We start from the raw sequence: 23,041 nt of genomic DNA on the forward strand, positions 1-23,041 counted from the left end.
ATGCATCCAACTTCTCCCGACAGCCAGACCCTGCAGCGCGAACACGCCGCGCTGCTTGCCGCCTACGGCCAGGCCCAATCGCATTGCAGCCGGCTGCTGGCCGCGCAGGCGGCGCGGATCCTTTACCTGGAAAGCGAGGCCATGCGCCTGCGCGCCGCCGTCATCCTGCGCGATAGCGCCCTGGCCTGGGAGCGCGAGGACCGCAAGGCGCTGGAGACCTCCATACCCGGCCTGCCCAGGCGCGTGGCGCTGGCGCGCAGCGTCGCGCAACTGATGGAGCGGGTGCAATCCCTGATGCGCGAACGCCTGGCCTGGCAAGGCCGGACCAGCGCCGCCGCGCGCCAGCTGGAGACCCTGACGGAGCCGCCCGCGTGGCGGCCCGCGCCATCGTCGGTCGCCTTGCGCGAGAAAGCTGTCCTGTGCGTGGGCGTGGACGCCATGGCCCTTGCGCTGACGCGCAAGGCGGTGGAGCAGGCCGGCGGACGTTGCGTCAATCATGACGCCGACATGGACGCCGACGGCGAGGCGCTTGAGGCCAGCCTGGTCGCGGCGGACCTGGTGATCTGCCAGACGGGCTGCGTCAGCCATGGCGCCTACTGGCGCGTGAAGGACCATTGCACCCGCACCGGCAAGCAATGCGTGCTGGTCGACAAGCCGGAAGCGCTGCATGCGCTGCGGCTGGAACGGCAAACGGAAAAATCCGGCGGCTGAGCAGGCCGTCGACGCGTGAACCGTAGCGTCGGGTTACCTAGCGTTTCGGCTGCGCGGCCGCGCCCGCAATACAGTCTGGGGCAAGGGGGCCGACATGCTGACCAAGCGAGACCGAGTGGCGCTGCCCTGGACGGACACGCTTGCCCGCCTGGAGGATGAACGCATCATGCTGCAGCGCATAGCCGCCGGCATGCCGCTGGGCGAGGTGCTGGAACACGTGCTGCACGCGATCGAGGCCCAATCCAGCGTGGAATTACGGACATCGATAGCGCTGGTGGACGAGACCGGCTGTTTCCTGGTGCATGGAGCCGCGCCCAGCCTGCCGGCGGCATACAACGCCGCCGTGCGCAAGGTGCCCATCGAGGCCGGCACGGCATCCTGGGGGGCGGCGGCCTACACGGGCAATCCGGTATACGTGGAAGACATCGCCTCGCATCCGGGCTGGGACCAATGGCGGGACCTTGCGTTGGCGCATGGCCTGCGCGCCTGCTGGTCGACGCCGATCAAGGCGCCCGACGGACGCCTGCTGGGCGTGTTCTCAAACTACTACGGCCTGGCGCGCTCGCCGTCCGGCCACGACATCGATGCCATCGCGCTGGTCACGCGCAGCGCTGCCCTGGCGATCGAACGCCATCTGACGGAACAAGCGCTGCGCCATAGCGGCGAGCGCTGGCGCGCCATGTTCGAGGGCATGCAGGAGGCGTTTTTCCTCAGCGAGGCGCTGCTCGACGATGCCGGCCGCATCGTCGATTTCCGTTTCCTGGAAGTGAATCCCGCCTTCGAGCGCCAGACGGGCATGAAGGAAGGCGACACCCTGGGCCATACCCTGCGTGAAATGATCCCGGGCGTGCCTGGGCAGATCATGGATACCTTCGCCCAGGTGGTGCAAACGGGCGAGCCTACCCAGTTCGAGTTCATGGTGCCAGCTCCCAAGGAAGCCTGGTATGAAGCGCGCGCCCGCAAGGACGGTCCCGGCAGAATGATGGCGCTGTTCCTGGACGTCACGGCGCGCAAGACGGCGGAAGCGGAATTGTGGGAGGGGCAGCACCGCAAGAACTACCTGGCCGCGCTGGGCGACCGCATGCGTGAACTGCACCGTCAGGAGGACATCGAGCAGGCCGCCTGCGAAGGCCTATGCCAGCATCTGGCGCTGAGCCAGGTTGCGGTGCTGGATGCCGAGAGCGAGAGCCAGCCGCCCGCCGTTTCTTCGGCCTGGCCTCCCGGCCCGACGCTTGCCGGACAGCCGCCGCATACGCTGGGGGACGACTATCAGGCGGCGTTGCGCCAGGGGCGCACAACGTACCTGGCCCCCTTGCTCGGAGAAGCGGGTGGCGAGATCCGCCCATGGGCGATCGTGGTGCCGTTGCGGCGCTGGGGCAGGCAGGGAGGGGCGTTGCTGGCATGCCCTTCGGCGGACAGCCGTCTCAAAGGGAGCGACATCGCCTTCATCGAGGACGTGGCCGAACGCATGTGCGGCGCCGTCGAGCGTTCGCAATACGCGCGCACGCTGGAGCAACGCGTCGAACGCGCAATCGCCGAACGCGACAGGATCTGGCGCCTGTCGCCGGAGCTGCTGGCGGTGATCGACCGGCAAGGGCGGTTTGTCAGCGTCAACCCGGCGGTGCGCCTCATCCTGGGCTGGACGCCCGATCAGTTCATGGGCATGGAGCTTGGCGAACTGGTCCATCCGGACGATCTGACGCCAACCTTGGCTGCCTGGAGCTGGGCTTCGGGCGATGTGGGGCCGCGCCCTGGCGCCAGGCACCTCGAGAACCGGATGATCAAGCGCGACGGCAGCTATTGCTGGATTACCTGGAGCATGTCCTGGGCGCAGGACAGCCTGTACGTCACCGGACGGGACGACACGGATCTGAAGCAACAGGCCGAGGCCCTGCGCGATACCGAGAATGCCCTGCGGCAGTCGCAAAAAATGGAAGCGGTGGGACGGCTGACCGGCGGCATCGCCCACGACTTCAACAATATGCTGCAAGGGATCTCCGGCGCCCTGTACCTGGTTCAGCGCAAGGTCACGGCGGGCGCGCCGGAGCAGGCCTTGCGCTTCGTCGAGGTGGCCATGGATTCGGCCAACCGGGCGGCGCACCTGACGCAGCGGCTGCTGACCTTCTCGCGCCGCCAGCCCATCGATCCGAAGCCGTTCTGCGTGGCTTCCGCGCTGCAATCCATGGTGGCCTTGTTCCACCGCTACACCGGCGAACGGGTGGATCTGCGGCTGGAGCTGCAGCCGGAATTGTGGACCGTGCGCTGCGACAAGAACCAGTTCGAGAACGCCATGCTGAACCTGGTGATCAACGCCTGCGACGCCATGCCGAATGGCGGCGCGTTGACGGTCACGGCGCGCAACGTCGAACCGCAAGACCCGTTGTTGCTGCAATGCGCCAGCGAGCATGCCGGACGCTTCGTGGAGGTCGCGGTGCAAGACGCAGGCTGCGGCATGACGCCCGATGTGCTGGCCCACGCCTTCGATCCTTTCTACACCACCAAACCCCTGGGCCAGGGCACCGGCTTGGGACTGTCCATGATCTACGGCTTTGCGAAACAAGCCGGCGGCGCGGCAGGCCTGGAGAGCGCGGTGGACGTGGGAACCACGGTGAGGCTGTTCCTGCCGCGCTACGACGGTCTGCCCGAAAGCGCGCCGCACGGAGAGCTTGCGCCGGCGGCCGCGCCCGGCGCCGCGCGCAAGGAAGCGGTCCTGGTGGTGGAAGACGACGCGAACGTGCGCGAGATGGTGCGCGAATGCCTGGCGGAACTCGGCCTGGAAGTGCTGACCGCGGAGGATGGCGAGGCGGGACTTGAACTGGTCCAGTCCGACCGCGGCATCGACCTGCTTGTCACGGATGTGGGATTGCCGGGAATCAACGGCCGGCAGTTGGCAGATGCGGCGCGGGTGGCACGCCCCGGCCTGCGCGTGCTGCTGATGACGGGCTACGCGGAAAGCGCGGCGCGCAGCCAGGGTTTCCTGGAACAGGGACTGGAGCTGATCGTGAAGCCTTTTCAGCTCGACAAGCTGTCCGATCGCGTGCAACGGATGCTGGATACGGGACCGCGCGGCGCCAGCCAGGACGACTAGGGCTTGTTCAAACTGAAACAAGCCTCGCACTGGTCTTAATGACGGCGCCGCAATTCCGCAGGAGGCACGCGCAATTGGCCGCGATACTTCGACACCGTGCGGCGCGCCAGAAGTATCCCGTTGGCGGCCAGTTGCTGGGTCAGGGTGACATCGGATAGCGGCATCGCCGGGTCCTCGGCCTCGACCATTTCCTTGATCAAGGCGCGCACCGCGGTGGCGGAGCATGAGCCGCCGGTATCCGTCGCCAGTTCGCGGGAGAAGAAGTGGCGGAATTCGAAAACCCCGCGGGGCGTCACCATGTATTTGCCGATGGTGGCCCGCGACACGGTGGATTCATGCATGTCCAGATCGTCGGCCACCTCGCGCAGCATCAGCGGCCGCAAGGCGACGTCGCCATACTCGAAAAACGTCTGCTGGCGCTTGACGATGGCTTCCGCCACGCGCTGGATCGTGACGTAGCGTTGTTCGACGTTGCGCACGAGCCAGCGGGCTTCCTGCAACTCCTGGGCCATGGGACTGCGGTCGTTGAGCCGCGCCCGCCTGAACAGTTCGGCATAGGTCTGGTGCAGCCGCGCCTGCGGCATGGCGTTGCGGTTGGGCAGCACGCGCCAGCGCGATTGCCACTTGTCGACGAACACGTCGGGAACCACGTAGATGGGCGCATCGGCGCTATACCGGCCGCCAGGCTTGGGGTCAAGGCTGCGGATCAGCGCGCAGGCCTCGCGCAATGCGTCCTCGCTGCAACCCAGCTTCTGGCGCAGGCCCGGGCTATCGTTCCTGGCCAGCCGATCGAGCTGTTCCTGCACGATCCGCATTGCCAGGGCGCGGATATCTTCCTGCAGGCCCGTGGCCGCCGCCAGCTGCAGCGACAGGCATTCCGCGAGGTCGCGCGCAGCCAATCCGGGCACGTCGAGTTGCTGCACCAGGCGCAGCGCCGTCCGCCATTCGCTCTCGTCGGGCATCGCGCCGGTCTCGCCGCGCGCGTCGCCCCACAGGCTTTCCATGGGGACCCGCAGGTAGCCGTCCTCGTCCAATGCGTCGACGATGTATTCCGCCAGGCGGCGGTCGCGCGCTTCCAGCTTGTAGTTGCCCAACTCCTGGGACAGGCGCTGGTTCAGCGATAGCGTCGACGCGACCCAGAGCGTCTGATCGCGGTCCGCGCCATCCCCTTGGCCGCGCGTCGGGTAGTCACCGGAGTAGGCGGGCGCGTCGGCGGGTTGCGGCTCCGGCGGAGTCGCGGATTCCGGCTCGACCGGCATGGCTTCATCCGAAGCAGGGGAGAGGTCTCCCGCGGCTGGCGCCTGCTCGGCGTCCTGCTCGTCGGCGTCCTCCAGGAACGGATTGTTGGCCAAGGCCTGCTCGACGGCCGTGGTGAACTCCAGCGCGGACATCTGCAGCAGCTTGATCGACTGTTGCAGGCGAGGCGCCAGCGTCATTTGCTGGCGCATGCGCAATTCTTGCGTGGGGTAGGCCAATCCGATCTCCTGGTTGCGTGGCACCGGCGCGGTGCCTGTTCTTGTATGCACGCAAAGATCGTGCCAAGTACTCCGGCGGGCCGGACGGCGGCCCAGCCCGCGCAGACCAGGCTCACTATTACAAAAGGATGGTAAGAACTGCCTTCCTGCGCCTGGAGCGGAACGGCGCTTCAGGACTGGACCGGAGGCCGCTCGTCCTTGTCGTATTCCTCCAGCCGGTTGTAGAGGGTCTTCAGACTGAGGCCCAGCGTCTCGGCGGCAATGCGCTTGTCGCCCGCGTGATGCGCCAGCGTCGCCAGGATGAACGCGCGCTGCGCTTCGGCCAGCGGCATGCCGACAGGCAGCGTCAGGGCGCCATCGCGCAGCAGCGCCCGCCGCTCGTCCCGCATCCCGGCCGGCAGATCAGTTTCCAGTTCGCCATCGGCCAGGATGTATGCGCGCTGCACCGCGTTGCGCAACTCGCGCACATTGCCGGGCCAGTCGTGCCGGGAGATCGCTTCCAGCATGCGCAGGGAGAAAGCCTTCCGCGTACCGTTCGCCTCGTTCAAGGTATCCAGGAACCAGTGCGCCAGCATCAGCGCGTCGTCGCCGCGTTCGCGCAGGGCGGGCACCCGCAGAGGGATCACCAGCAGGCGATGCAGGAAGTCCTGGCGCAGCCTGCCTTCGGCGACCGAGGCGTGCGGATCGCGGTTGCTGGCGCAGATGATGCGCACATTGGCGCGCAGGAGATCGGAGCCGCCCACGCGCTGGTAGGTGCCGGCCTCCAGCACGCGTAGGAAATTGACCTGGAGGTCCGGCGGCATCTCAGTGACCTCGTCCAGGAACAGGGTGCCGCCGCTGGCGTATTCGAAGTAGCCGGCGTTCTGGGCGATCGCACCGGTAAAGCTGCCTTTTTCATGACCGAACAGTTCGGCATGCGCCAGGCTGCCGCTGATGGCGCCGCAATTCACGGCCACGAAGGGCTGCTCCCGCCGTTCACTGGCGTCATGGATCGCGCGGGCCACGATCTCCTTGCCGGTTCCGCTTTCGCCCACGATGAAGACGCTGGCGTCCGTGGCCGCGGCCAGTTGCAATTGCGCGCCAAGCTTGCGCATCACCGGGGACAGGCCGGGCGCGTCCAGAAGCTCGTCGGCAGGCGCGGGCGCCTCTACGCTTGCGGTCCTGGTGCTGCGGTTCGGCATATCGATTCCTTGGCCCCGCAGGGCCATGAGGGTCCTTCCATGCTAGAAGGCGCGGACAGAAGGGTATGCGACGATTTGCAAGCATTCGAAAATGTTCATCGAAAGTGTCGGGCATCTGCCCATGCGCCGCCCGCAATCGCTATGCTGGACCTCTTACCGCAACATCCGCGACACGGAGCAAGCATGCCTCATCTGCTGATCGTTGACGATGATCCCGCGATCCGGGAAACCCTGGCCGAGCTGGGCCGCGAAAGCGGCTTTTCGGTGGCCCTGGCCGCAAGCGTCAAGGACGCGCTGATCCAGCTGGACCGGCATGCGCCCGATCTGGTGCTGACCGATATCCGCCTGCCGGAAGGCAGCGGTATGGACATTTTCAAGAACGAAGCCGCCGCCAGCGCGGAAGTGGTGGTGATGACGGGTCACGGCACCGTCGACAACGCGGTGCAGGCGCTGCGCCTGGGCGCCACCGATTATTTGGTCAAGCCCATCTGCATGGAGCGCCTGAACGGCATTCTCGCGCGAGTCAGCGCGAGTTCAGGCAGCGATCTGCGCGGCGCGCCGTTCGAGGAACCCGGACGCTACGGCAAGATGTACGGCGCGTCCGCCTGCATGCAGGATCTTTACCGCCAGATCGGGCGCGTAGCGCCCACCAACGTCACGACGCTGCTGATAGGCGAAAGCGGAACGGGCAAGGAGTTGGCGGCCCACGCCATCCACGAGCTCAGTGCGCGCCGTCAGCGGCCGCTGATCGCGGTGAACTGCGGCGCGATCTCTCCCAACCTGATCGAAAGCGAGATGTTCGGCCACGAACGTGGCAGCTTCACGGGCGCCGACCGGCAGCACAAAGGCTATTTCGAGCGCGCCGACGGCGGCACGCTGTTTCTGGACGAAGTCACCGAAATGCCGCTCGACCTGCAGGTCAAGCTCTTGCGCGTGCTCGAAACCGGGCAGTTCATGCGCGTGGGCACCAACCGCGAAATCGCGTGCGACATCCGGATCATCGCGGCCACCAATCGCGATCCCGAGCAGGCCGTGCGGGAAGGCAAGCTGCGCGAGGACCTCTATTACCGCCTGAGCGTTTTTCCGATCAAGTTACCCGCGCTGCGCGAGCGCGGCGACGATATCCTCTTTCTGGCCAACCGATTCCTGGAGGCGCTGAACCAGGAGTCAGGAAAGAGCAAGGCGTTCTCGCCGCGCGCGGTCGAGGCGCTCCAGCAGCATGCCTGGCCGGGCAATGTGCGGGAACTCAAGAACTATGTGCGCCGCGCCTTCATCATGGCGGACGGCGACAGCCTGGACGCCGAAATGCTGACGCCGCGGGTGTCGCCCGCGGCCGACGGAGAAGGCGGGCACGTCAACGTCCCGGTGGGAGAAACGCTGGCGGAAGCGGACCGGCGCCTGATCCTGGCGACGCTGGAGCGCTGCAACGGCGTCAAGAAGCAGGCGGCCACCGTGCTCGGCATCAGTCCCAAGACGCTCTACAACCGGCTTGAGGAATATGCCGCGTCCGGCCTCAAGCCTGTGGCAGCGACACCGTTGGACCTCAAGGAGACCGTCATGGCAAGCAAGCAGGCAGACAAGAGCAAGGTGGAAACGGATCGTGCGCAACCCAAGGCCAATGCGCCGCGCACGGAAACGGAAGCTGCGCACCGCAGCGGCCAGTTCGGCGCGGACAAGCCCGGCTCGGGGCAACAACCGGCCGCGCCCCGACGCGAGTCGGACAAGAAGCCCAACGACAAGGGCGCTCCGTATGAGGAAGGCGGCCAGTACCCAGGCAAGCGCCCGGCCGACAAATAGCGGCCGTCGCGCCTCAGTCTGGCGCTTCACCCAGCCGGAACAGCAAGACCACGCTGTACAGCGCCGCCAATCCGATCAGTCCGTAGACACAGCGGGTAGCCGCCGCCCACGGCAGAACCCGGGCGAAGACGTCCAGGTCCACGGCGGCGATCAAGCCGGAATTCAGGCCTCCGGCCACGACGGCGATCAGCGCCGACCAATCCAGGACCGAGAGACTGCGCGCGTCGAGCAGCGTTGATGATGGGGCGGTTTCTTCTTCCGCCTCGGAAAAAGCTTCGTTGTTGCCGGGCATGTCCATGCGGGTTTCCTCTTCGCGGGATGTCAGGGGCGGGACTGCGGATGGGCTGCCTGCGCATTCCGCGCAAGACCACAGCACCCATAGCAAGCGCCATGCCCATGGGCAGGCATGGCGCTTGCTGCCGACAAGGCCAATGACCGACGCGGGAGTACGCAATGTCCTTGATCGTTGCCGCCAGATTCGACACCTTCGACCAGGCCGCCACGGCGGCCCACAAGCTATGCGACGAGGGGTTCACCGAAGACGACATCCATACCTTCTACATCAATACGGCGGGCGAGCACGCGCGCTTTCCCATCGGCGGAGACCGCGTGGCCGACCCCGATGCCAAGGGCGGCCATTTTGGCGCCGTGGCGGGCGCCTCGGGCCTGGGCCTGGCATTTGCGCTGTTGGGCGGGCTGATTGCCGCGCGCGTCGGCGCATCGGTGCTGATCGTCATCGCAGCCGCGGGCGTCGGCGCGTACCTGGGGGCATTGGCGGGCGCGCTCTGGGTGGTGGGACGAGGCCGCCGCAGGCCTGGGGCCTTGCTGGAGCCCAATGAGGTCCATCCCGATGTGCGTCAGGCTGGCGTCATGCTGGCGTTGCATGTGCCGCCCGAGCGCGACGCGCTGGCCAGGAGCGTGTTGAAGGCGGCGGGCGGGCAGGACATCGAACGCGCGCAGGGCCGCTGGTTGAATGGCAAATGGGAAGATTTCGACCCCCTGATTCCGCCCCGGCGCGTGGATGCGCCGACGATGGCGAACTAGGAATGGGCGATCGTCCCGGGAGACAAGGATGAAGAAGACGACTTGGATGTGCGCCGTGGCCGCGCTCTGCCTGTTTGCCGCGCCGGGCCTGCTGGGCGGCGCGCAGGCACAGGAACTGGCGGAACCGGACGCGCGCTTCCTGCAGGCCGCGGCGGCTTCCGGCATGTTCGAGGAGCAGGCGGCAAGGCTGGCGGAAAAACGCGCGGCGGACGGCGAGGTCAAGGCCTTTGCCGCGAAGATGCTGGAACAGCACCGAGCCCTGGACGCGGAGCTGACAACGCTGGCCGGGCGCAAGCAGGTGAAGCTGCCAGACGAGCCCTCCGAGCCCGACCGCCGCACGCTGGAGCAGCTGGGCGACAGGACCGGGCCCGACTTCGATACGCTCTATATCGAAAAGGCTGCCGTGGACGCGCACACCATGGCCAACCGCCTGTACGAGACGGCGGCGCGCGAATCCAAGGATCCGCAGGTGCGCGATTTCGCGGTGCGCGCGCTGCCGGCGCTGGCCGAGCATCTGGCGATGAGCCGCAAACTTCAACGCGGCCCGCCCGCCGAACCGGACAAGATCCAGCCCGCCGTCAAGGGCGAGGCGCCGGCAGTGTCGCCCGCGTCCCGCGACGCGCCTGCGTCGTCGATCGCGCCGGCAAGGTGACGAAGGATCCCGTAGCCTTGATCGCCGCCCCTGCGCCGCGACGCCCCGGCTAGAGCCCCAGCTTCTTCTGCATGCGCGGCCCCACTGTCTTGCGCGCGGCGTCATAGCCGCGCCAGGGATCGGGCCTTTCCTGCGCAAGCGCGACGGCGTTGCGTATGTTGCAGGCGGCGCCGCGCAGGTCGTGAGCGGGATCCAGCGCATCCCACGCCATCGGCATGGATACCGGCGCGCCAGGACGCGCCCGCGCAGAGAAGGCGGCAATGGCCGTGGCGCCATTGCCGTTGCGCAGATAGTCCACGAAGATGCGGCCGTGGCGTTGCGCCTTGGCCATATTGGCCGTGTAGCGTTGCGGAATCACGCGCGCCAGTTCATCGGCCAGCGCGCGGGCCAAGGCCTTGACGGTGTCCCAGGGCTGGGTCGGGCGGATCGGCGCAACCAGGTGCAGGCCCTTGCCGCCGGTGGTCTTGAGGAAGGGCGCGAGGCCGACTTCCTGCATCAGGCCGCGCGCCAGCTGCGCGCCTTCCACCAGCGTCTGCCAGGAGACGTCATCCCCCGGATCCAGGTCTATGGTGATGCGGTCGGGCTCGCCGTTGCGCGGCGCGCGGGCGCCCCAGGTGTGAAACTCGATGACCCCGCGCTGCACCAGGGCCAGGACGCCATCCAGCGAGCGGACCAACAGGTGCTCGCCGTCGCGTTCCAGGCCTGCCGGCAATTTGCCTGCGATGTGCTTCTGGAAAAAACAGGTCCCGTCCGTGCCGTCCGGACAGCGCAAGAGCGCGATGCGCCGGCCCTGCAAATGCGGCAACAGCAGGGGACCGGCGGCTTCGTAGTAGCGGGCCAGATCCAGCTTGCTGGTGTCCGGTTCGTGTATGACCACGCGATCCGGGTGGCTGATCAGAATCTTGCCGACGCGGTTGCCGGCCAGGCGCGCCACGGCTGACGCGCGGGCTGGCGCTTCGCCGCTGACTTCGCGCGCCGGCTTGTCCTCGCGCAGTCCGACGAACGAAGCCTGGCGCAGCAACTGGTCCTGGGTAATGGCGGCGTAGCGGATTTCCGCCACCAGTTCCGGCTTCACCCAATGCACCACGCCTGCGCCGCGTCCATAACGGCCGGGGCCGGGCAGGGGGCCTGTGAAAGGGCTGGTCCGGGTTTCCAGCGCTTGCATCTTCCTGTGCAACGACGCCAGGGTTTCGGCATTGAAACCCGTGCCTACGCGGCCCGCATAGCTCAGCTTGGATCCCTTGCGCAGGCCGACCAGCAATGCGCCGAAGTGCTTGCGCGCGCCACCGGGGCTCGTGTAGCCGCCGATGACATACTCCTGTCGCGGGCGGCACTTGAGCTTCAGCCAGGCCATGCCGCGGCCTTCGGTGTAAGGCGAGTCGAGCCGCTTGCAGATCAGGCCCTCCAGGCCCAGGCTGCAGGCCTGTTCCCAGGCGGCGCGGCCTTCGGCCTCGCCCGTCGCCTCCAGCCGCTGCGTCATGCGCAGCGGACTGTCGTCAGGCAGTTCCGCCAGGACCGACGCCAGCAGCGACTGGCGTTCGGACAAAGGCAGGCCGCGCAGGTCCGCGCCATCCCACCAGGGCAGATCGAATGCCATGAAGCGCAGATCCGCGGTCTGGCCATCGAGGGCATTCTGCAGCAGCTGGAAATCCGACACGCCGCGTTCATCCAGGCAGACGACCTCGCCGTCGATCCAGCCGTCGGGCAGGTTCAGCGCGCCCAAGGCTGCGGCAAGCTCGGCCATGCGGTCGCTCCAGTCCTTGCCGCTGCGGCTGACCAGGCGCACGAGGCCATTGCGGATGCGACACAGGATGCGGTAGCCGTCGTACTTGATTTCATAGGACCAGCCATCGCCAGAGGGCGGCGCATCGACCAGGGTTGCCAGCTGCGGGGCGAGGCTGGCCGGGAAGGCAGACTTCTTTGCCGGCTTCCTTGCGGACGTCGCGGCCGTCTTCGCTGCTTTAGCCGACCGCTTCACCGGTTCAGTCGCCTTCTGCGCGGGTATCGCCGCCGTCGCGGCTCTGACGCTCTTGGCGCTCCTGGCGGGCCCGGCGGCGGCGTTGCGGCTACGCGGAGATGCTTCCGCGTCATCACCAGGCACCGTGTCCTCGTCGTCCAGCTTGCGCAACAGCCATTGCTTGTCGTCCTTGCCCAGGCGCAGCAAGGCCCATTCACCCTTGAGCTTGCCGCCATGCAGAGTGAAGCGCAGGTGTCCCTTGGCCAGGCCTCGGCCAGGATCGCCGTCCGGCGTCCAGGCGCCCCGGTCCCAGATGTCCACATGCCCGGCGCCGTAATGACCTTGCGGGATGTCGCCTTCGAATTTGCCGTACTCCAGCGGGTGATCCTCCACCTTGACGGCAAGCCGCTTGACGTCGGGATCGCGGCTGGGGCCCTTGGGCACCGCCCAGCTCACCAGCACGCCGTCGACTTCCAGGCGAAAGTCGTAGTGCAGGCTCCGCGCCTGATGCCGCTGGACCACGAAGGACAGAGGCTGTCCCGCGCGGGCCCTTGGGACCTTGCCGCGAGGTTCGCGGCTGCCGAGAAAATCGCGCTTCTTGCGGTACTGGGCCAACGGTTCCGACATGTCTGCTCCCTATGCGGCCTTGCGCTTGCGCGCCGCCGGTTTCGCCGCGGCAGTCTTCCCGGCGGCGCGCTTGCGGGGCGTGGCCGTCTTGGCCGCCGCGTTGCGCTTGGCTGTGGCGGACGGTTTGGGGGAACCCCGTTGTTCGATGCTTTGCTTGAGCAAGGACATCAGGTCTATCACCTTGGCCGATTGCCGAGGCGCGGCTTCTTCCGGCTCGGTCAGGACGTGGGTCTTGCCCGCCTTGATCTTCTTGTCGATGGCCTTGAGCAGGTCTTCACGATACTCGTCGCGATAGGCCGCCGGATCCCAGGGGATGGTCATGTCGTCCACCAGCTTCATCGCCATTTCGCGTTCCCGCGCCGCCGGAGCAGCTTCCTTGCCTGCGGGCAGGTCCAGGTCCTCGGCCGACAGGATCTCGTCGGCATAGCGCAGCGTGATCAACATCAGCGCGTCACCTTGCGGCAGCAGGGCGCACAGGTACTGGCGGGTATGCAGCACCACGCGCGCCAGGCCCATCCGGCCGGCGCGTCTGAGGACCTCGCGCAGCAGCGCATAGCCTTTCTCGCCGCGGCGGTCGGGTTCCAGGTAATAGGGCGTGTCGTAGTAGTAGATCGGCACTTCCGACGCGTCGACGAAGCCCTGGATGTCCACGGTCTGCGTGGCGGCGACGTTGGCACGCTTGAAATCCTCGTCGTTCAGATAGACGTATTCGCCTTTCTCGTACTCATAGCCCTTGACGATGTCTTCGGCGGCCATGACCTTGCCAGTGCGCTTGTTGATGCGCTGGTAGCCCACCGGCGAGTTGTCGCGCCGGTCTATCCAATCGAGATCCAGGCGGTGTTGGCGGGTGGCGGCATGCAGCACGATGGGCACGTGCACCAGGCCGAAAGATATCGCGCCTTTCCAGATGGTTCTAGCCATGGCCGACTCCTGTTCCTGAACGGGAAGCGAGCAGCAATAGTCATGCCCGGGCCGTGGCCCGGGCGTGCGCGGCGCGCGCCGACGCTACTGCCTGCCCACCACCACGCCGAAGAGGAACGCCGCTCCGGCCACCAGGCCGATCGCCTGCCAGGGCCGCGCGTGGATGTATTCCTCTGTGCAGTCTATGGTCTCCCGCATCAGGTCAGTGGCATTGTCCGACGCGTCGCGCAGGCTGCGGCGCGTGGCGCGCAATTGCTCCGACAGGCGCTCCTTGAGCGCTTCCAGGTCGGTCGCTGCAGTGTCATTGAGCGTGGCCTCCAGATCATCTATCCAGGACTCGGGGTGGCGCGAGCGCCGGTGCGCGCCGCGGTTGTCCGGGCCATTCTCGGGAAAGTCGGAGGGCAGGGGAGTGTTGGTAGTGGCCATCGGCAACTCCTGACGGTCGGGCTGGAAAAGCGCTGGCGCGGACCGGCCCGGGCGGCCGCGCGGCGGGAGCGGAAGCTTCAGGTCCAGCAACCGGCGTGCCTGGACGGCACGGCCACATCCGCTTGCAAATTGATGGCATCCGGGGAGTGCCCATGGCGTCGGAAGCCGTCGCATCATTGGAGGTCCGACCCCAAGGAGGCCCGCATGAAATCCGCATCCGCACCTGGAACCGCCAAGTCGGCGCGCACCCGCAAGCAACCTGAAGACAACGCTAAGATACTGCCGCCGCGCTCTCCCGTCGATGTTCCGCGCATGCCAGCCAAGCCGGACGCCTCCACGCCGGATGAAGCCGCGCGCGACAAGCGCATCGTCGCCGATACGCGCACCGAATCAAACTGGGCAGACGGGTCCGCGCCCCAGCCGAATGCCAAGAACGCGCGCTCATCCTTGTTCTGATCGCCTGGCAAGTGGTCCCGCCGCCTTGCCGCGCCCAAGCAGGAACGCCAGCAGGCGGCGCTCGTCGGCCTTCAACCCGCGAGGCGTCCGCGGCGCCGGGGCGCGTGCGGGCAACGTCCCGTCCATATAGCCGGCCAGAATGGCCGGGTGCACATAGCAGGCCCGGCATACGGCCGGGGTGTTGGCCAGGCGTCGGGCGACCTGTCTGATCACGTCCGCCACGTTCTTGCGTGCCTGTGCCGGATCCCTGCACGGAATCGCTTGCAGCGCGGCGTAGGCCATCACGGACCCCGCCCAGGTCCGATAGTGTTTTGCTGTGAAGTCCGCGGCGCCGGCGTCGCGCAGATACGCATTGACCGCGCCGGAGTCCACGGGATGGCTGCCGCCGTCCTCGTCCAGGTACTGGAACAGCTGCTGGCCGGGTATGTCCATGCAGCGACGGATGACGCCCGCCACCCGGCGGTCGGATGATGCTACGTCGTGCTGCACGCCGCTCTTTCCTTGAAAGCGGAAGCGGAACCGGCTGCCGCTTACGGTGGCGTGGCGCCGCTTGAGCGTCGTCAGGCCATATGACTTGTTGGTTCTGGCATATTCCCGCGCGCCTATCCGCACCAGGGTTTCCTCCAGCAGCCGCACCAGTACGGCCATCACTTTGTCCTGGGTCAGGCCCGGCGTGCGCAGATCGCGTTCCACCCGCCGCCGGATACGCGGCAGCGCCTGCCCGAACGTAACCAGGCTCTGGTACTTGTCCGCGTCGCGCACGGCGGTCCAGTCCGGATGGTATCGGTACTGCTTGCGTCCTCGGGCGTCCCGGCCGGTGGCCTGCAGATGTCCCTGCGGCGACGGACAGATCCAGACTTGCTCGTAGGCAGGCGGTATCGCCAGGACGTCGATACGCTTTATCACCCCCGCGTCCTGGATGCGTCCGCCGCGCGTGTCCAGGTAATGGAACCTGCGGCCGTTCACGCGGACCCGCGCATAGCCTCGCTGGCTGTCGTCTGAGTAGACCAGCGCCGCGCCGCCGGAGGCAGGCGGCGCCTGCGGTCGTGTCTTCATGTGTACTCCCGGCGGCTCATGGGCAGCGGGTCGCGGGGAGCAAGCGCCGTGCCTGCGCGGGGCCGCGTGACTCCCGGGCACGGGGCTTGCTGACGGGCAGGTGGGTTTTCTCCGGAGATTGCCATGCAAATCGCATATTCGTACTACCTGCACGTCCCGCCCAAGCCAGAACCGATACCGCCAGGCTCGCCTCCCGGAGACCTGCCGGTGGATCCGGATACCGATGAACCGGACGTCGATCTGCCTCCGATTTCACCTCCCGACAAGGAGATCACCCCGCCCAGCCCCTGACGCCTGTGCGCGCTCAAGCCTTCGAATCGAACAAGAAACCGAGGAGTCGCCATGTCGACCATTCTGCTGATCATTCTCATCCTCCTGCTGGTCGGCGCCGTGCCGGCCTGGCCGCATAGCCGGGGCTGGGGCTATTACCCCAGCGGCATACTGGGCATCCTGCTGATCGTGCTGATCGTAATGTTGCTGACGGGACGCCTGTAGCGACGCTTGCGACCAGGCGGCAGCCGTGTCGGGCGGCTGCCGGCCATCCCGCGGACCGGCGGGTGGCGCGCGTTTGCGCCCAGGCGTAAGATCGCCGGGTTTTTACGCAGCCCCCGCCGACCCCGACATGACCATCCCATTGCTAGTCTTGATAGAAAGCGTGCAGGACTACCTGCCCGAAATCGAAGCCCGCGGTTTCCGCGTCATCTTTGCCCCCACCACAGCAACGCGCGCCCAGGCGATCCGCGACCACGGCGCGGACATCCGCATCGTGTTGACCCGCGGCGCCACTGGCTTGCGCGCGGATGAGATGGCGGCGATGCCGAAACTGGAAATGGCCTGCTCGCTGGGCGTGGGATACGAGAACATCGACCTGGCCGCCGCAGCCAGCCGCGGGATCGTGGTGACCAACGGTCCGGGCGCCAATGCCGTGTCGGTAGCGGATCACGCCATGGCGCTGCTGCTGGGCGCCGCGCGGCGCTTGCCGCAGGCCGACGCCTCGGTGCGCCAGGGGCATTGGAGCGGTTTCATGGGCCCGCAGATCACCGGCAAGCGCCTGGGCATCCTGGGCCTGGGCACCATCGGCCTGGAAATCGCCAAGCGCGGCGCCAATGGCTTCGGCATGAGCGTGGGCTATCACAGCCGGCGCGCCCGTCCCGAAACCGGCTATGCCTATTTCGAAACGCCGCTGGCCTTGGCCGCCGCCTCGGACTTCCTGGTCATCGCCACGCCTGGAGGCTCCGGCACGCGCCATCTGGTGGACGCGCAGGCGCTGGAAGCGCTGGGCCCGGATGGCTATCTGGTGAACATTGCGCGCGGCAGCGTGGTCGACACGCAGGCGCTGATCGCGGCGCTGGCCGCGCGGCGCATTGCCGGCGCGGGACTGGACGTGGTGGACGGCGAACCCGAGATCCCCCGGGCGCTGCTCGAACTGGACAATGTGGTGTTGACGCCGCACAGCGCGGGACGGTCCCCGGAGGCGGTCCATGCGACCGTGGCGCTGTTCCTGGACAACGCCACGGCCCATTTCGCGGGCAAGCCTGTGCTGACGCCCGTGCGCTAGCGGCTCAGGGCCTGTTCACACTAAAACGAGCCTTGCACAGGCCTTAGTGCGAGAACATGACCGGCACGGTCATGCTTTTCAGGATGGACGCAGTGGCGCCGCCCAGCGCCCACTGGCGCAGCTTGCTGTGGCCGTAAGCGCCCATGACGATCAGGTCCGCGCTGTGGTCGGCCGCCGCGTTCAGGATGGTGCTGCCGACTCCCACGCCTTTGACCTCGCGATGCACATGTTCCGGCGAGGGCATGCCCTGGGCCACGCAATAAGTAGCCAGATCCCCGAACGGCGTCTCGGCCTTGGGTTTGGCCTCGCCCTCGTTCATGGTCAGCACGATCATGTGCTTGGCCAGGCGCAGGATGGGCGCAGCGTCCGCCAGCGCGCGGGCCGCTTCGCGGCTGCCGTCCCAGCAGCACAGCACGCGGTCGCCGATGACGGGGAAGTCGCCGCTGGACGGCAGCGCCAGCACGGGCCGGCCGGCGGTCAGCAGTGTCTGTTCGACGAATTCGATTTCGTGCGCGGCCTCGACGTCCTCGCGGTTTTCCTGGCTGACGACGATCAGGTCGCTGGTGCGGCCCAGCAACGCCACGGTGGCGCTGGGCGAGGATTCGCCGCTGCGCACGTAGGCGGGCACGTCGGCGCGGGCCGCGGCTTCAAGGAAGGCGTTCTGCACCGCATCGCGGCTTTGCGCCTGCAATTCCTTGATGATGCCCAGCGAGCGCGACATCAGCACGGACTCGCCGTAGTAGTACTGCGGCGGCGCGGCGTTGGCGTAAATACCGACGACTTCGGCCTTGTGGCGCTTGGCCAGGGCCAGGGCGGCTTCAGTACGGCGTTTGCAGTCGAATCCGTGGTCCAGGTGGACGGAAATGCGGCGATACATGGCGGCCTCCTTGTTTAAGCGTCCCATGCCCATATGGTCGCGCTTTCCGGCCTGATCGCCATTGATACGCGTCAAATCGGGGCCAGTCAGCCGGGGCCGGCGCAAACAGCCGGGCTATTGCCCGGGCTGCGGGCGCTCCACGCGTTCGCGCAGCTGGCGCAACTGGCGCGCCTGTTGCGCGATCCGGTCCAGCGGCGCGGCCAGTTCCGGGCTGGCCGCCGCGACCGCCGCGGGCACGGCCAGTTGCCTTGCGCCTGGATCGGGCGCCGGTTCCTGCGGGTGCAAGGCGTGCGCCAGCGCGGCCCCATATTCACGCAGCGCCTCGGCCGCGGGCGAGCCGGCGGGCAGGGCAGGCTGGATCTCCAGCACCGTGCCCGCCGCCGTCACGCGGCGCATGGCGTTCAGCAGATTCACCGCCGTATCCACGTTGCGGTCGCGATGGACGGGATTCTGCTGCAGCCGCTGCAGCGAGGCTTGCGCATTGTCGGCGGACAGGCAGGCCTGGCGACGCAAGCCGACGATGTCCTGCGCGCCGCCGCCGCTTTTCTCGCGCAGCAGCGCCTGCGCATAGGCGGCATGGCGCGCCAGCGCCAGGCTGAGCGCGCCGGCCAGCTGGCGAGGCTCCTTCTCGGGCCAGACCAGGATGCCGACCAGCAGGGCCAGGATGCCGCCCAGCACGCTATTGAAGGCCCGCAGCGCGGCCAGCATGGGCTCGTAGATCTCGGGCTGCTGGATATGGGTGACAAGCACGAACTGCGAGGTCAGGAAGAATGTGAAGAGCGCGTAATGGATGGTGCGGGCCGCGAAGGTGCCCAGGGCGATGGGCAGCACGGCCAGCGCCACCGACAGCGGCGTGCTCAGCAGCAGACCCAGCAGCGACGCGCCGATGGCGCCGGCCACGCTGCCGGCCACGCGCTCCAGGGTGCGCTGCCAGGTCGTGGCGAAGTAGGGCTGCAGGATGAATACCAGCGTCAGCGACATCCAGTAGCCGTGGTTGACGGCGAAGGTCTTGGACAGCGCCACCGCGATGGTGGCGCCAACGCCTACCCGCAAGGCGTGGCGGAACGCGTCGGACTCGACGCTCAGGTTCTGACGCAAGATGCGCCAGGCCTCCCGCGTGCGGCCTGGCGCGCGGCGTTCGCGCGCCGGCGCCGCCGGTGTCTCGCTCTGGTCGAACAGCGATTGCGTGACGGCCTGGGCCAGGTGCAGCAAGCGGTCCAGCACCGGCGCCATGCTCGCCAGGTCCGGCGCATGGGCCAGGGCGCCGCCGCGCAAGTCATGCAGGCCGGCGCTGTAATGCGCCAGCCGTTCGCGCAGGCATTGCGCCTGCTTGGCGTCATTCACATCCGACGTGCTGGCAATGGCATTGCACAGGCTGGCATAGCGATGCAGCGCGTGCGAAAGATGCGCGCCCGCGCTGCGGCCCAGCCAGCGCGGCGCGTTCGATTCCAGCAGCTCGGCGGCGGCCACCAGCGCGATGAAGCTGTCCTCGGCGCTATCCAGCAGATACAGCAGCTGGTGCGCGCGGGCGCGGCGGGAAGGGCGCGCGTCCTGCACCTCCCGGATGCGCACGCGGGCGGCTTCCAGGGCGGCACGCTGGGCGCTGCGCTGCGGACGGGTAACTGCGCTCCAGGCCTGGGGGTCGGCGGCAGGCGCCAGGCCCGAATACATGCGGGCCAGCGCATCGGCAAAATCCGCCAGTCCGCGATAGCAATGCGCCACCGCATGGGTCGCGTCCTTCCAGGGACGCCGGCGCCACACCAGCGCGGTCATCAGGATCGCCCATACGGCTCCCGCCAGGAAGAACAGGGTGTATGACAGGCTGTCCTCCCAGGTGGCGGTCGGCAGTTCGGCGGCCACCACGAAACCGGCCGACAGCAAGGTGCCGACGATGGCCGCGGCCGGCCCGAGCACGCGCAACAGGCCGCCGAAGGTGCAGCACAGGAAGGTCAGCGGCAACAGCAGCCAGAGGTGGGTGGCGCCGATGCTGGCCAGGAAGCAGAACAGCGCGCCGATCAGCCCCAGCGCCAGCATGGCGCCGGCGCGCTGGCGCAAGGGGCCGCCCGGATCGCCAAAGCAGGCCCAGAACGCGGCGATGGCGCTCCAGCCCAGGCGCGGTTCGTGCGCCAGCACGGCCAGGATGACGGGCGCGGCGCTGATAGCTGCGGCTTGCAGGGCGTCTAGCCAAAGAATATTGCGCAGGGACGCGCGCCAACGGGTAAGCAATTTCTTCACGCCAGGCCGAAAAACTCAAACCCTACCATGTCGACAAGCCACATTTTCGAGAGCGGACCCGCCGGCCGGAATCCGGGGCCGCATGAGGGATCGGAGATGGATCCGAGCACCTTAATACGTATGGATACATATGTGTGACTTTGCCGCGTCAGGGGCGCAGAATTGCCTGGAAGAAACCCGCAAAATCGCATACAAGAAGCCCTGTAGCTGGGAAAACTCAGTCCAATGTGCCTCTTTCTGCGCCCGGACAGCGCAGGTTTTGCCTTGAGGCACGCAAGGAGTGTCGACATGATGTCGAATCACGAGGCTTCCACAGGCTCGACGGCGAGCGACGACGAGATCGCCGCCATGGTCACAGGCAAGGATGGCCTGCGAATATTGCTACAACCGCAGGTAGACCTGTTGACCGGCAGGATCGTATCGGCCGAAGCGCTGGCGCGCTGGCGGCACCGCAGGCTGGGCGTCATCATGCCCTCCGAATTCATTCCGGCCATCAATCGCCTCGGCCTGGACAAGGTGCTGTTCGAACGCGTCTGCCTGCGGGTCATCGACAAGCTGCTGACCCTGCGCCGCGCCGGCATCGCCATCCCGGTAGCCATCAATGCGCCGGCCTCGACCCTGTCGGACGAGGCTGCCGTGGACTTCCTGCTCGACCGCATCTACGCGGCCGAATTGCCAGCCTCGCTGGTGCGGGTGGAACTGACCGAAGACCAGCCCATCCGCGAACTCGACGTGCTGCGCGCCACGCTGCTGAAGCTGGAGAACGCCGGGTGCGAGGTCAGCCTGGACGATTTCGGCACCGGCCATGCCTCCCTGAAATTGCTGTCGGCGCTGCCGCTTTCCGAGGTCAAGATCGACCAGTATTTCGTCACGCGCATGCGGCGCAGCGCCGTGGCGTTCGAAGTGCTGCGCACCGCCGCCGAACTGGCCAACCGCCTGGGCCGCCGCGTGGTGGCCGAAGGCGTGGAAAACGTCGCCGACATTCCGGCCTTGCGGGCGGCGGGCTGCCGATACGGGCAGGGCTTCGCGCTGGGACGCCCTATGCCGCTGGACGAACTGATGGTCCGGCTGCGCACCCAGCGTGATCAAGGCGAACCCCTGGCCGCGCCTGCCGCCTACACCTCTTCCTGGCTGGACGCCTACGACGCCGCCACGCCGGAATCCAAGACTGTCAACGCCAAGCGCCACACCGCCACGCAGTAGGGCACGGCCAGCAGATCGCACTTTTTACCGACAAGGGCCGGACTTTACCGGCCCGGGCTTGCCAGCGTCCGCATCCAGAATCACACATGACCGGCGCCGCGCCAGTTTGGGCACGCGAGTTGCTGTAGAGGGTCTGGCGGAGCTTTTTCCGTCTACCAGGAGACTTGCAATGCCCAATCAGAACCAACCCGACCAGCAAAAGCAGCAGCAAAAGCAACAGGCCCAGGAAAACCCGAAGGACCGCAATCAACCTCCCGGGCAGCAGCAGCCCGGCCAGTCCGGCCAGCATATCGACAAAGACCGTCAGCAGCCGGGCCAGGCCCCAGGACAGCAAAGCAAGATGCCGCGCTGAAGGATCGCTGGCCGCATCCGGGCTGAAACCTCCAGCCCAGGCACGCGGCCGCGATACGGCCCTGACCGCCATACGAGCGGCCAGGGCCGTTTTCCTGCACGCTGCCGGCGGCGTGCAGCCGATGCGGGTCACGCGTGCTAGTCCATTTTGCCCATTGCCGTCTGGCCGCGTATCCCCGAGGATGAACGGTCCGACCCCTGATTCCGGGAGAGCCCCCCATGAGCTTGGACGCAGCGCCACCGCAACGCCGTTCGGTCTGGGGCAGCATTCTCGCCATTCTGACCCTGGTTGCGGCGGTGGCCGTCGTGCTGGCGTTCGCCGCCACCCGCGTGGTCGAACTGCGCGTCGCCGGCATGCTGGGGCCGCGCGCCCAAGTCGGGGAAGTGCGGGCCGGATTCACGCGGGTGGTGCTGACCGATGTGGTCATCGCCGGTTCGGCTGGCCAGGCGAATGCCAGCGCACGCCGCGTGGTGCTTGAACCGATATGGCTGGCGTTCCTGCGCAACGAGGCCGCGTTCAAGAGCATTACCTTGGAGGGTTTCGACTTTGTGGTCGTGCGCGGCGCCGACAGCGAACTGCACATCGCGCCGGCCTTGCAGTCCGCCTTGCAGACAGGCGAGGGCGAGGTGGCGGCAGGATTGCGCCGCCGCGTGCCGGTGCGCACGGACGACCTGATCCTGCGCGATGGCCGGCTGGAGTACGAGGACGCGGCTGTATCCAAGCCGCCGCACCGCATCCCGTTCATCGATGTCCAGGCGCGGCTGCACCCGGTGGCCATGCCTGGCGACGGCACGCGCAGCGAAATGGAATTCAGCGGCAAGATCGAAGGCAATCGCAGCGGCGAGTCCACGGTGCGCGCACAGGGCTGGCTGGTCCTGGGCGGCACCGACGCCGACATGACGGTCGCCGTGCGCAACATGGATATCCGCCACGCGGCGCCTTACCTTGCGGACAACGGCGCCGGATCGTTGGCCGGCGGCTCCATGGACCTGGACATGAAGACCGCGATCGCCCACCGCGACCTGCGCGCTTCAGGCGCCGTGGCCTTGCACAACTTGAAATTCAGCGGCGACGGCTCGCTGTTTTCCTTGCCCCGCAAGGCGGTGCTTGCCGCGTTGAAGGATCGCACGGGCGCGCTGCGGTTCGAGTTCACCCTGGCGGGCAATCTGGACAATCCGAAGTTCTCCGTTTCCCGCGGGTTTGCCGCACAGGTCGCGCAAGGCTTCGGCCACGCGATCGGGGTGGGCGCGGAAGGCGCCGCCGAAGGCGTGACCGGCGCGGTCAAGGAACTGGGCAATGCGCTGTCGGACCTGCTGAGTCCCAAGCCTTGAGAGGCACGCCTTGCCGAGGCCGGGCGAGGAGAGTGCGGCTAGCGGCGCACGGCGAGGGAAGCACGGCCCGCCGGCCAGGCTGTCGCTGCCGCAG

The 23,041-nt window shown here is 67.4% G+C and carries 20 protein-coding genes and 1 pseudogene; 12 read left to right on the forward strand and 9 right to left on the reverse strand.

Annotated elements, in window-relative coordinates; translation table 11 throughout:
* Nucleotides 1–711, forward strand: coding sequence for a DUF2325 domain-containing protein (locus tag HWY37_RS14660; RefSeq protein WP_175205683.1), 711 nt, complete (start codon nucleotides 1–3; stop codon nucleotides 709–711).
* A 94-nt stretch (nucleotides 712–805) separates the two neighbouring features.
* Nucleotides 806–3,799: a PAS domain S-box protein gene (locus HWY37_RS14665; RefSeq protein WP_176088916.1), complete on the forward strand. Its 2,994-nt coding sequence runs from the start codon at nucleotides 806–808 to the stop codon at nucleotides 3,797–3,799.
* A 35-nt stretch (nucleotides 3,800–3,834) separates the two neighbouring features.
* Here the strand turns inward: HWY37_RS14665 and HWY37_RS14670 are convergent, their stop codons facing one another.
* Entirely contained in the window at nucleotides 3,835–5,274 is a 1,440-nt protein-coding gene (locus tag HWY37_RS14670) for an RNA polymerase factor sigma-54 (RefSeq protein ID WP_258128653.1), read from the reverse strand.
* 170 nt (nucleotides 5,275–5,444) lie between these two features.
* Nucleotides 5,445–6,455, reverse strand: coding sequence for a sigma-54 interaction domain-containing protein (locus HWY37_RS14675; protein ID WP_277354211.1), 1,011 nt, complete (start codon nucleotides 6,453–6,455; stop codon nucleotides 5,445–5,447).
* A 183-nt stretch (nucleotides 6,456–6,638) separates the two neighbouring features.
* On the opposite strand from HWY37_RS14675, the pseudogene HWY37_RS14680 reads away from it, so the two are divergent.
* Nucleotides 6,639–7,985: pseudogene (locus tag HWY37_RS14680) on the forward strand (sigma-54-dependent transcriptional regulator); the annotation flags it as partial.
* A 280-nt stretch (nucleotides 7,986–8,265) separates the two neighbouring features.
* On the opposite strand, the gene HWY37_RS14690 reads toward HWY37_RS14680, so the two are convergent.
* Nucleotides 8,266–8,550, reverse strand: coding sequence for a DUF378 domain-containing protein (locus HWY37_RS14690; protein ID WP_176088917.1), 285 nt, complete (start codon nucleotides 8,548–8,550; stop codon nucleotides 8,266–8,268).
* Between the two features lie 155 nt (nucleotides 8,551–8,705).
* On the opposite strand from HWY37_RS14690, the gene HWY37_RS14695 reads away from it, so the two are divergent.
* Both HWY37_RS14695 and HWY37_RS14700 read left to right on the forward strand, forming a co-directional pair.
* Entirely contained in the window at nucleotides 8,706–9,296 is a 591-nt protein-coding gene (locus HWY37_RS14695) for a hypothetical protein (protein WP_175205686.1), read from the forward strand.
* 28 nt (nucleotides 9,297–9,324) lie between these two features.
* On the forward strand, nucleotides 9,325–9,948 hold the full coding sequence (locus tag HWY37_RS14700) for a DUF4142 domain-containing protein (protein WP_175205687.1): 624 nt from the start codon (nucleotides 9,325–9,327) through the stop codon (nucleotides 9,946–9,948).
* A 49-nt stretch (nucleotides 9,949–9,997) separates the two neighbouring features.
* Here HWY37_RS14700 and ligD read toward each other — a convergent pair whose 3' ends face one another.
* From ligD to HWY37_RS14715, 3 genes are all read right to left on the reverse strand, one after another.
* A complete protein-coding gene (gene ligD, locus HWY37_RS14705) occupies nucleotides 9,998–12,532 on the reverse strand; it encodes a DNA ligase D (RefSeq protein WP_176088918.1) in 2,535 nt (844 codons plus the stop codon).
* A 9-nt stretch (nucleotides 12,533–12,541) separates the two neighbouring features.
* Entirely contained in the window at nucleotides 12,542–13,453 is a 912-nt protein-coding gene (gene ku / locus HWY37_RS14710; RefSeq protein ID WP_175205689.1) for a non-homologous end joining protein Ku, read from the reverse strand.
* An 84-nt stretch (nucleotides 13,454–13,537) separates the two neighbouring features.
* Nucleotides 13,538–13,879, reverse strand: a complete 342-nt coding sequence (locus HWY37_RS14715) for an ElaB/YgaM/YqjD family protein (protein WP_175205690.1) — start codon at nucleotides 13,877–13,879, stop codon at nucleotides 13,538–13,540.
* Between the two features lie 204 nt (nucleotides 13,880–14,083).
* Between HWY37_RS14715 and HWY37_RS14720 the strand changes: the two genes are divergently transcribed.
* A complete protein-coding gene (locus tag HWY37_RS14720) occupies nucleotides 14,084–14,335 on the forward strand; it encodes a hypothetical protein (protein ID WP_175205691.1) in 252 nt (83 codons plus the stop codon).
* On the opposite strand, the gene HWY37_RS14725 is transcribed toward HWY37_RS14720, so the two are convergent.
* Nucleotides 14,321–15,391: a DNA topoisomerase IB gene (locus HWY37_RS14725; RefSeq protein WP_175205692.1), complete on the reverse strand. Its 1,071-nt coding sequence runs from the start codon at nucleotides 15,389–15,391 to the stop codon at nucleotides 14,321–14,323. The genes HWY37_RS14720 and HWY37_RS14725 overlap by 15 nt on opposite strands.
* 123 nt (nucleotides 15,392–15,514) lie before the next feature.
* On the opposite strand from HWY37_RS14725, the gene HWY37_RS14730 reads away from it, so the two are divergent.
* The 3 genes from HWY37_RS14730 to HWY37_RS14740 all read left to right on the forward strand — a co-directional run bounded on the left by HWY37_RS14730 (nucleotide 15,515) and on the right by HWY37_RS14740 (nucleotide 16,949).
* Nucleotides 15,515–15,682 (forward strand): hypothetical protein, encoded by a 168-nt coding sequence (locus tag HWY37_RS14730; protein WP_175205693.1) that lies wholly within the window; start codon nucleotides 15,515–15,517, stop codon nucleotides 15,680–15,682.
* A 51-nt stretch (nucleotides 15,683–15,733) separates the two neighbouring features.
* Nucleotides 15,734–15,886, forward strand: coding sequence for a DUF3309 family protein (locus HWY37_RS14735; protein WP_013393887.1), 153 nt, complete (start codon nucleotides 15,734–15,736; stop codon nucleotides 15,884–15,886).
* A 127-nt stretch (nucleotides 15,887–16,013) separates the two neighbouring features.
* On the forward strand, nucleotides 16,014–16,949 hold the full coding sequence (locus tag HWY37_RS14740; protein WP_175205694.1) for a 2-hydroxyacid dehydrogenase: 936 nt from the start codon (nucleotides 16,014–16,016) through the stop codon (nucleotides 16,947–16,949).
* A 43-nt stretch (nucleotides 16,950–16,992) separates the two neighbouring features.
* Here the strand turns inward: HWY37_RS14740 and HWY37_RS14745 are convergent, their stop codons facing one another.
* Both HWY37_RS14745 and HWY37_RS14750 read right to left on the reverse strand, forming a co-directional pair.
* A complete protein-coding gene (locus tag HWY37_RS14745) occupies nucleotides 16,993–17,826 on the reverse strand; it encodes a universal stress protein (protein WP_175205695.1) in 834 nt (277 codons plus the stop codon).
* A 114-nt stretch (nucleotides 17,827–17,940) separates the two neighbouring features.
* Complete coding sequence (locus HWY37_RS14750) at nucleotides 17,941–20,061, reverse strand: FUSC family protein (protein WP_176088919.1); 2,121 nt, start codon at nucleotides 20,059–20,061, stop codon at nucleotides 17,941–17,943.
* A gap of 288 nt (nucleotides 20,062–20,349) precedes the next feature.
* Here HWY37_RS14750 and HWY37_RS14755 point away from each other — a divergent pair, with 288 nt between their 5' ends.
* From HWY37_RS14755 to HWY37_RS14765, 3 genes are all read left to right on the forward strand, one after another.
* The gene (locus HWY37_RS14755; protein ID WP_175205697.1) at nucleotides 20,350–21,264 is read left to right on the forward strand and encodes an EAL domain-containing protein; all 915 of its coding nucleotides are present in this window, start codon (nucleotides 20,350–20,352) and stop codon (nucleotides 21,262–21,264) included.
* A 169-nt stretch (nucleotides 21,265–21,433) separates the two neighbouring features.
* The gene (locus HWY37_RS14760; RefSeq protein WP_175205698.1) at nucleotides 21,434–21,616 is read left to right on the forward strand and encodes a hypothetical protein; all 183 of its coding nucleotides are present in this window, start codon (nucleotides 21,434–21,436) and stop codon (nucleotides 21,614–21,616) included.
* 218 nt (nucleotides 21,617–21,834) lie between these two features.
* Nucleotides 21,835–22,947 carry a DUF748 domain-containing protein gene (locus HWY37_RS14765; RefSeq protein WP_175205699.1) on the forward strand — a complete coding sequence of 371 codons (1,113 nt, stop codon included), beginning with the start codon at nucleotides 21,835–21,837 and terminating at the stop codon, nucleotides 22,945–22,947.
* Nucleotides 22,948–23,041: the final 94 nt, after the last annotated feature.

The organism is Achromobacter anxifer, assembly GCF_903652925.1.
In the GTDB taxonomy this organism is placed as follows: domain Bacteria; phylum Pseudomonadota; class Gammaproteobacteria; order Burkholderiales; family Burkholderiaceae_B; genus Achromobacter; species Achromobacter anxifer.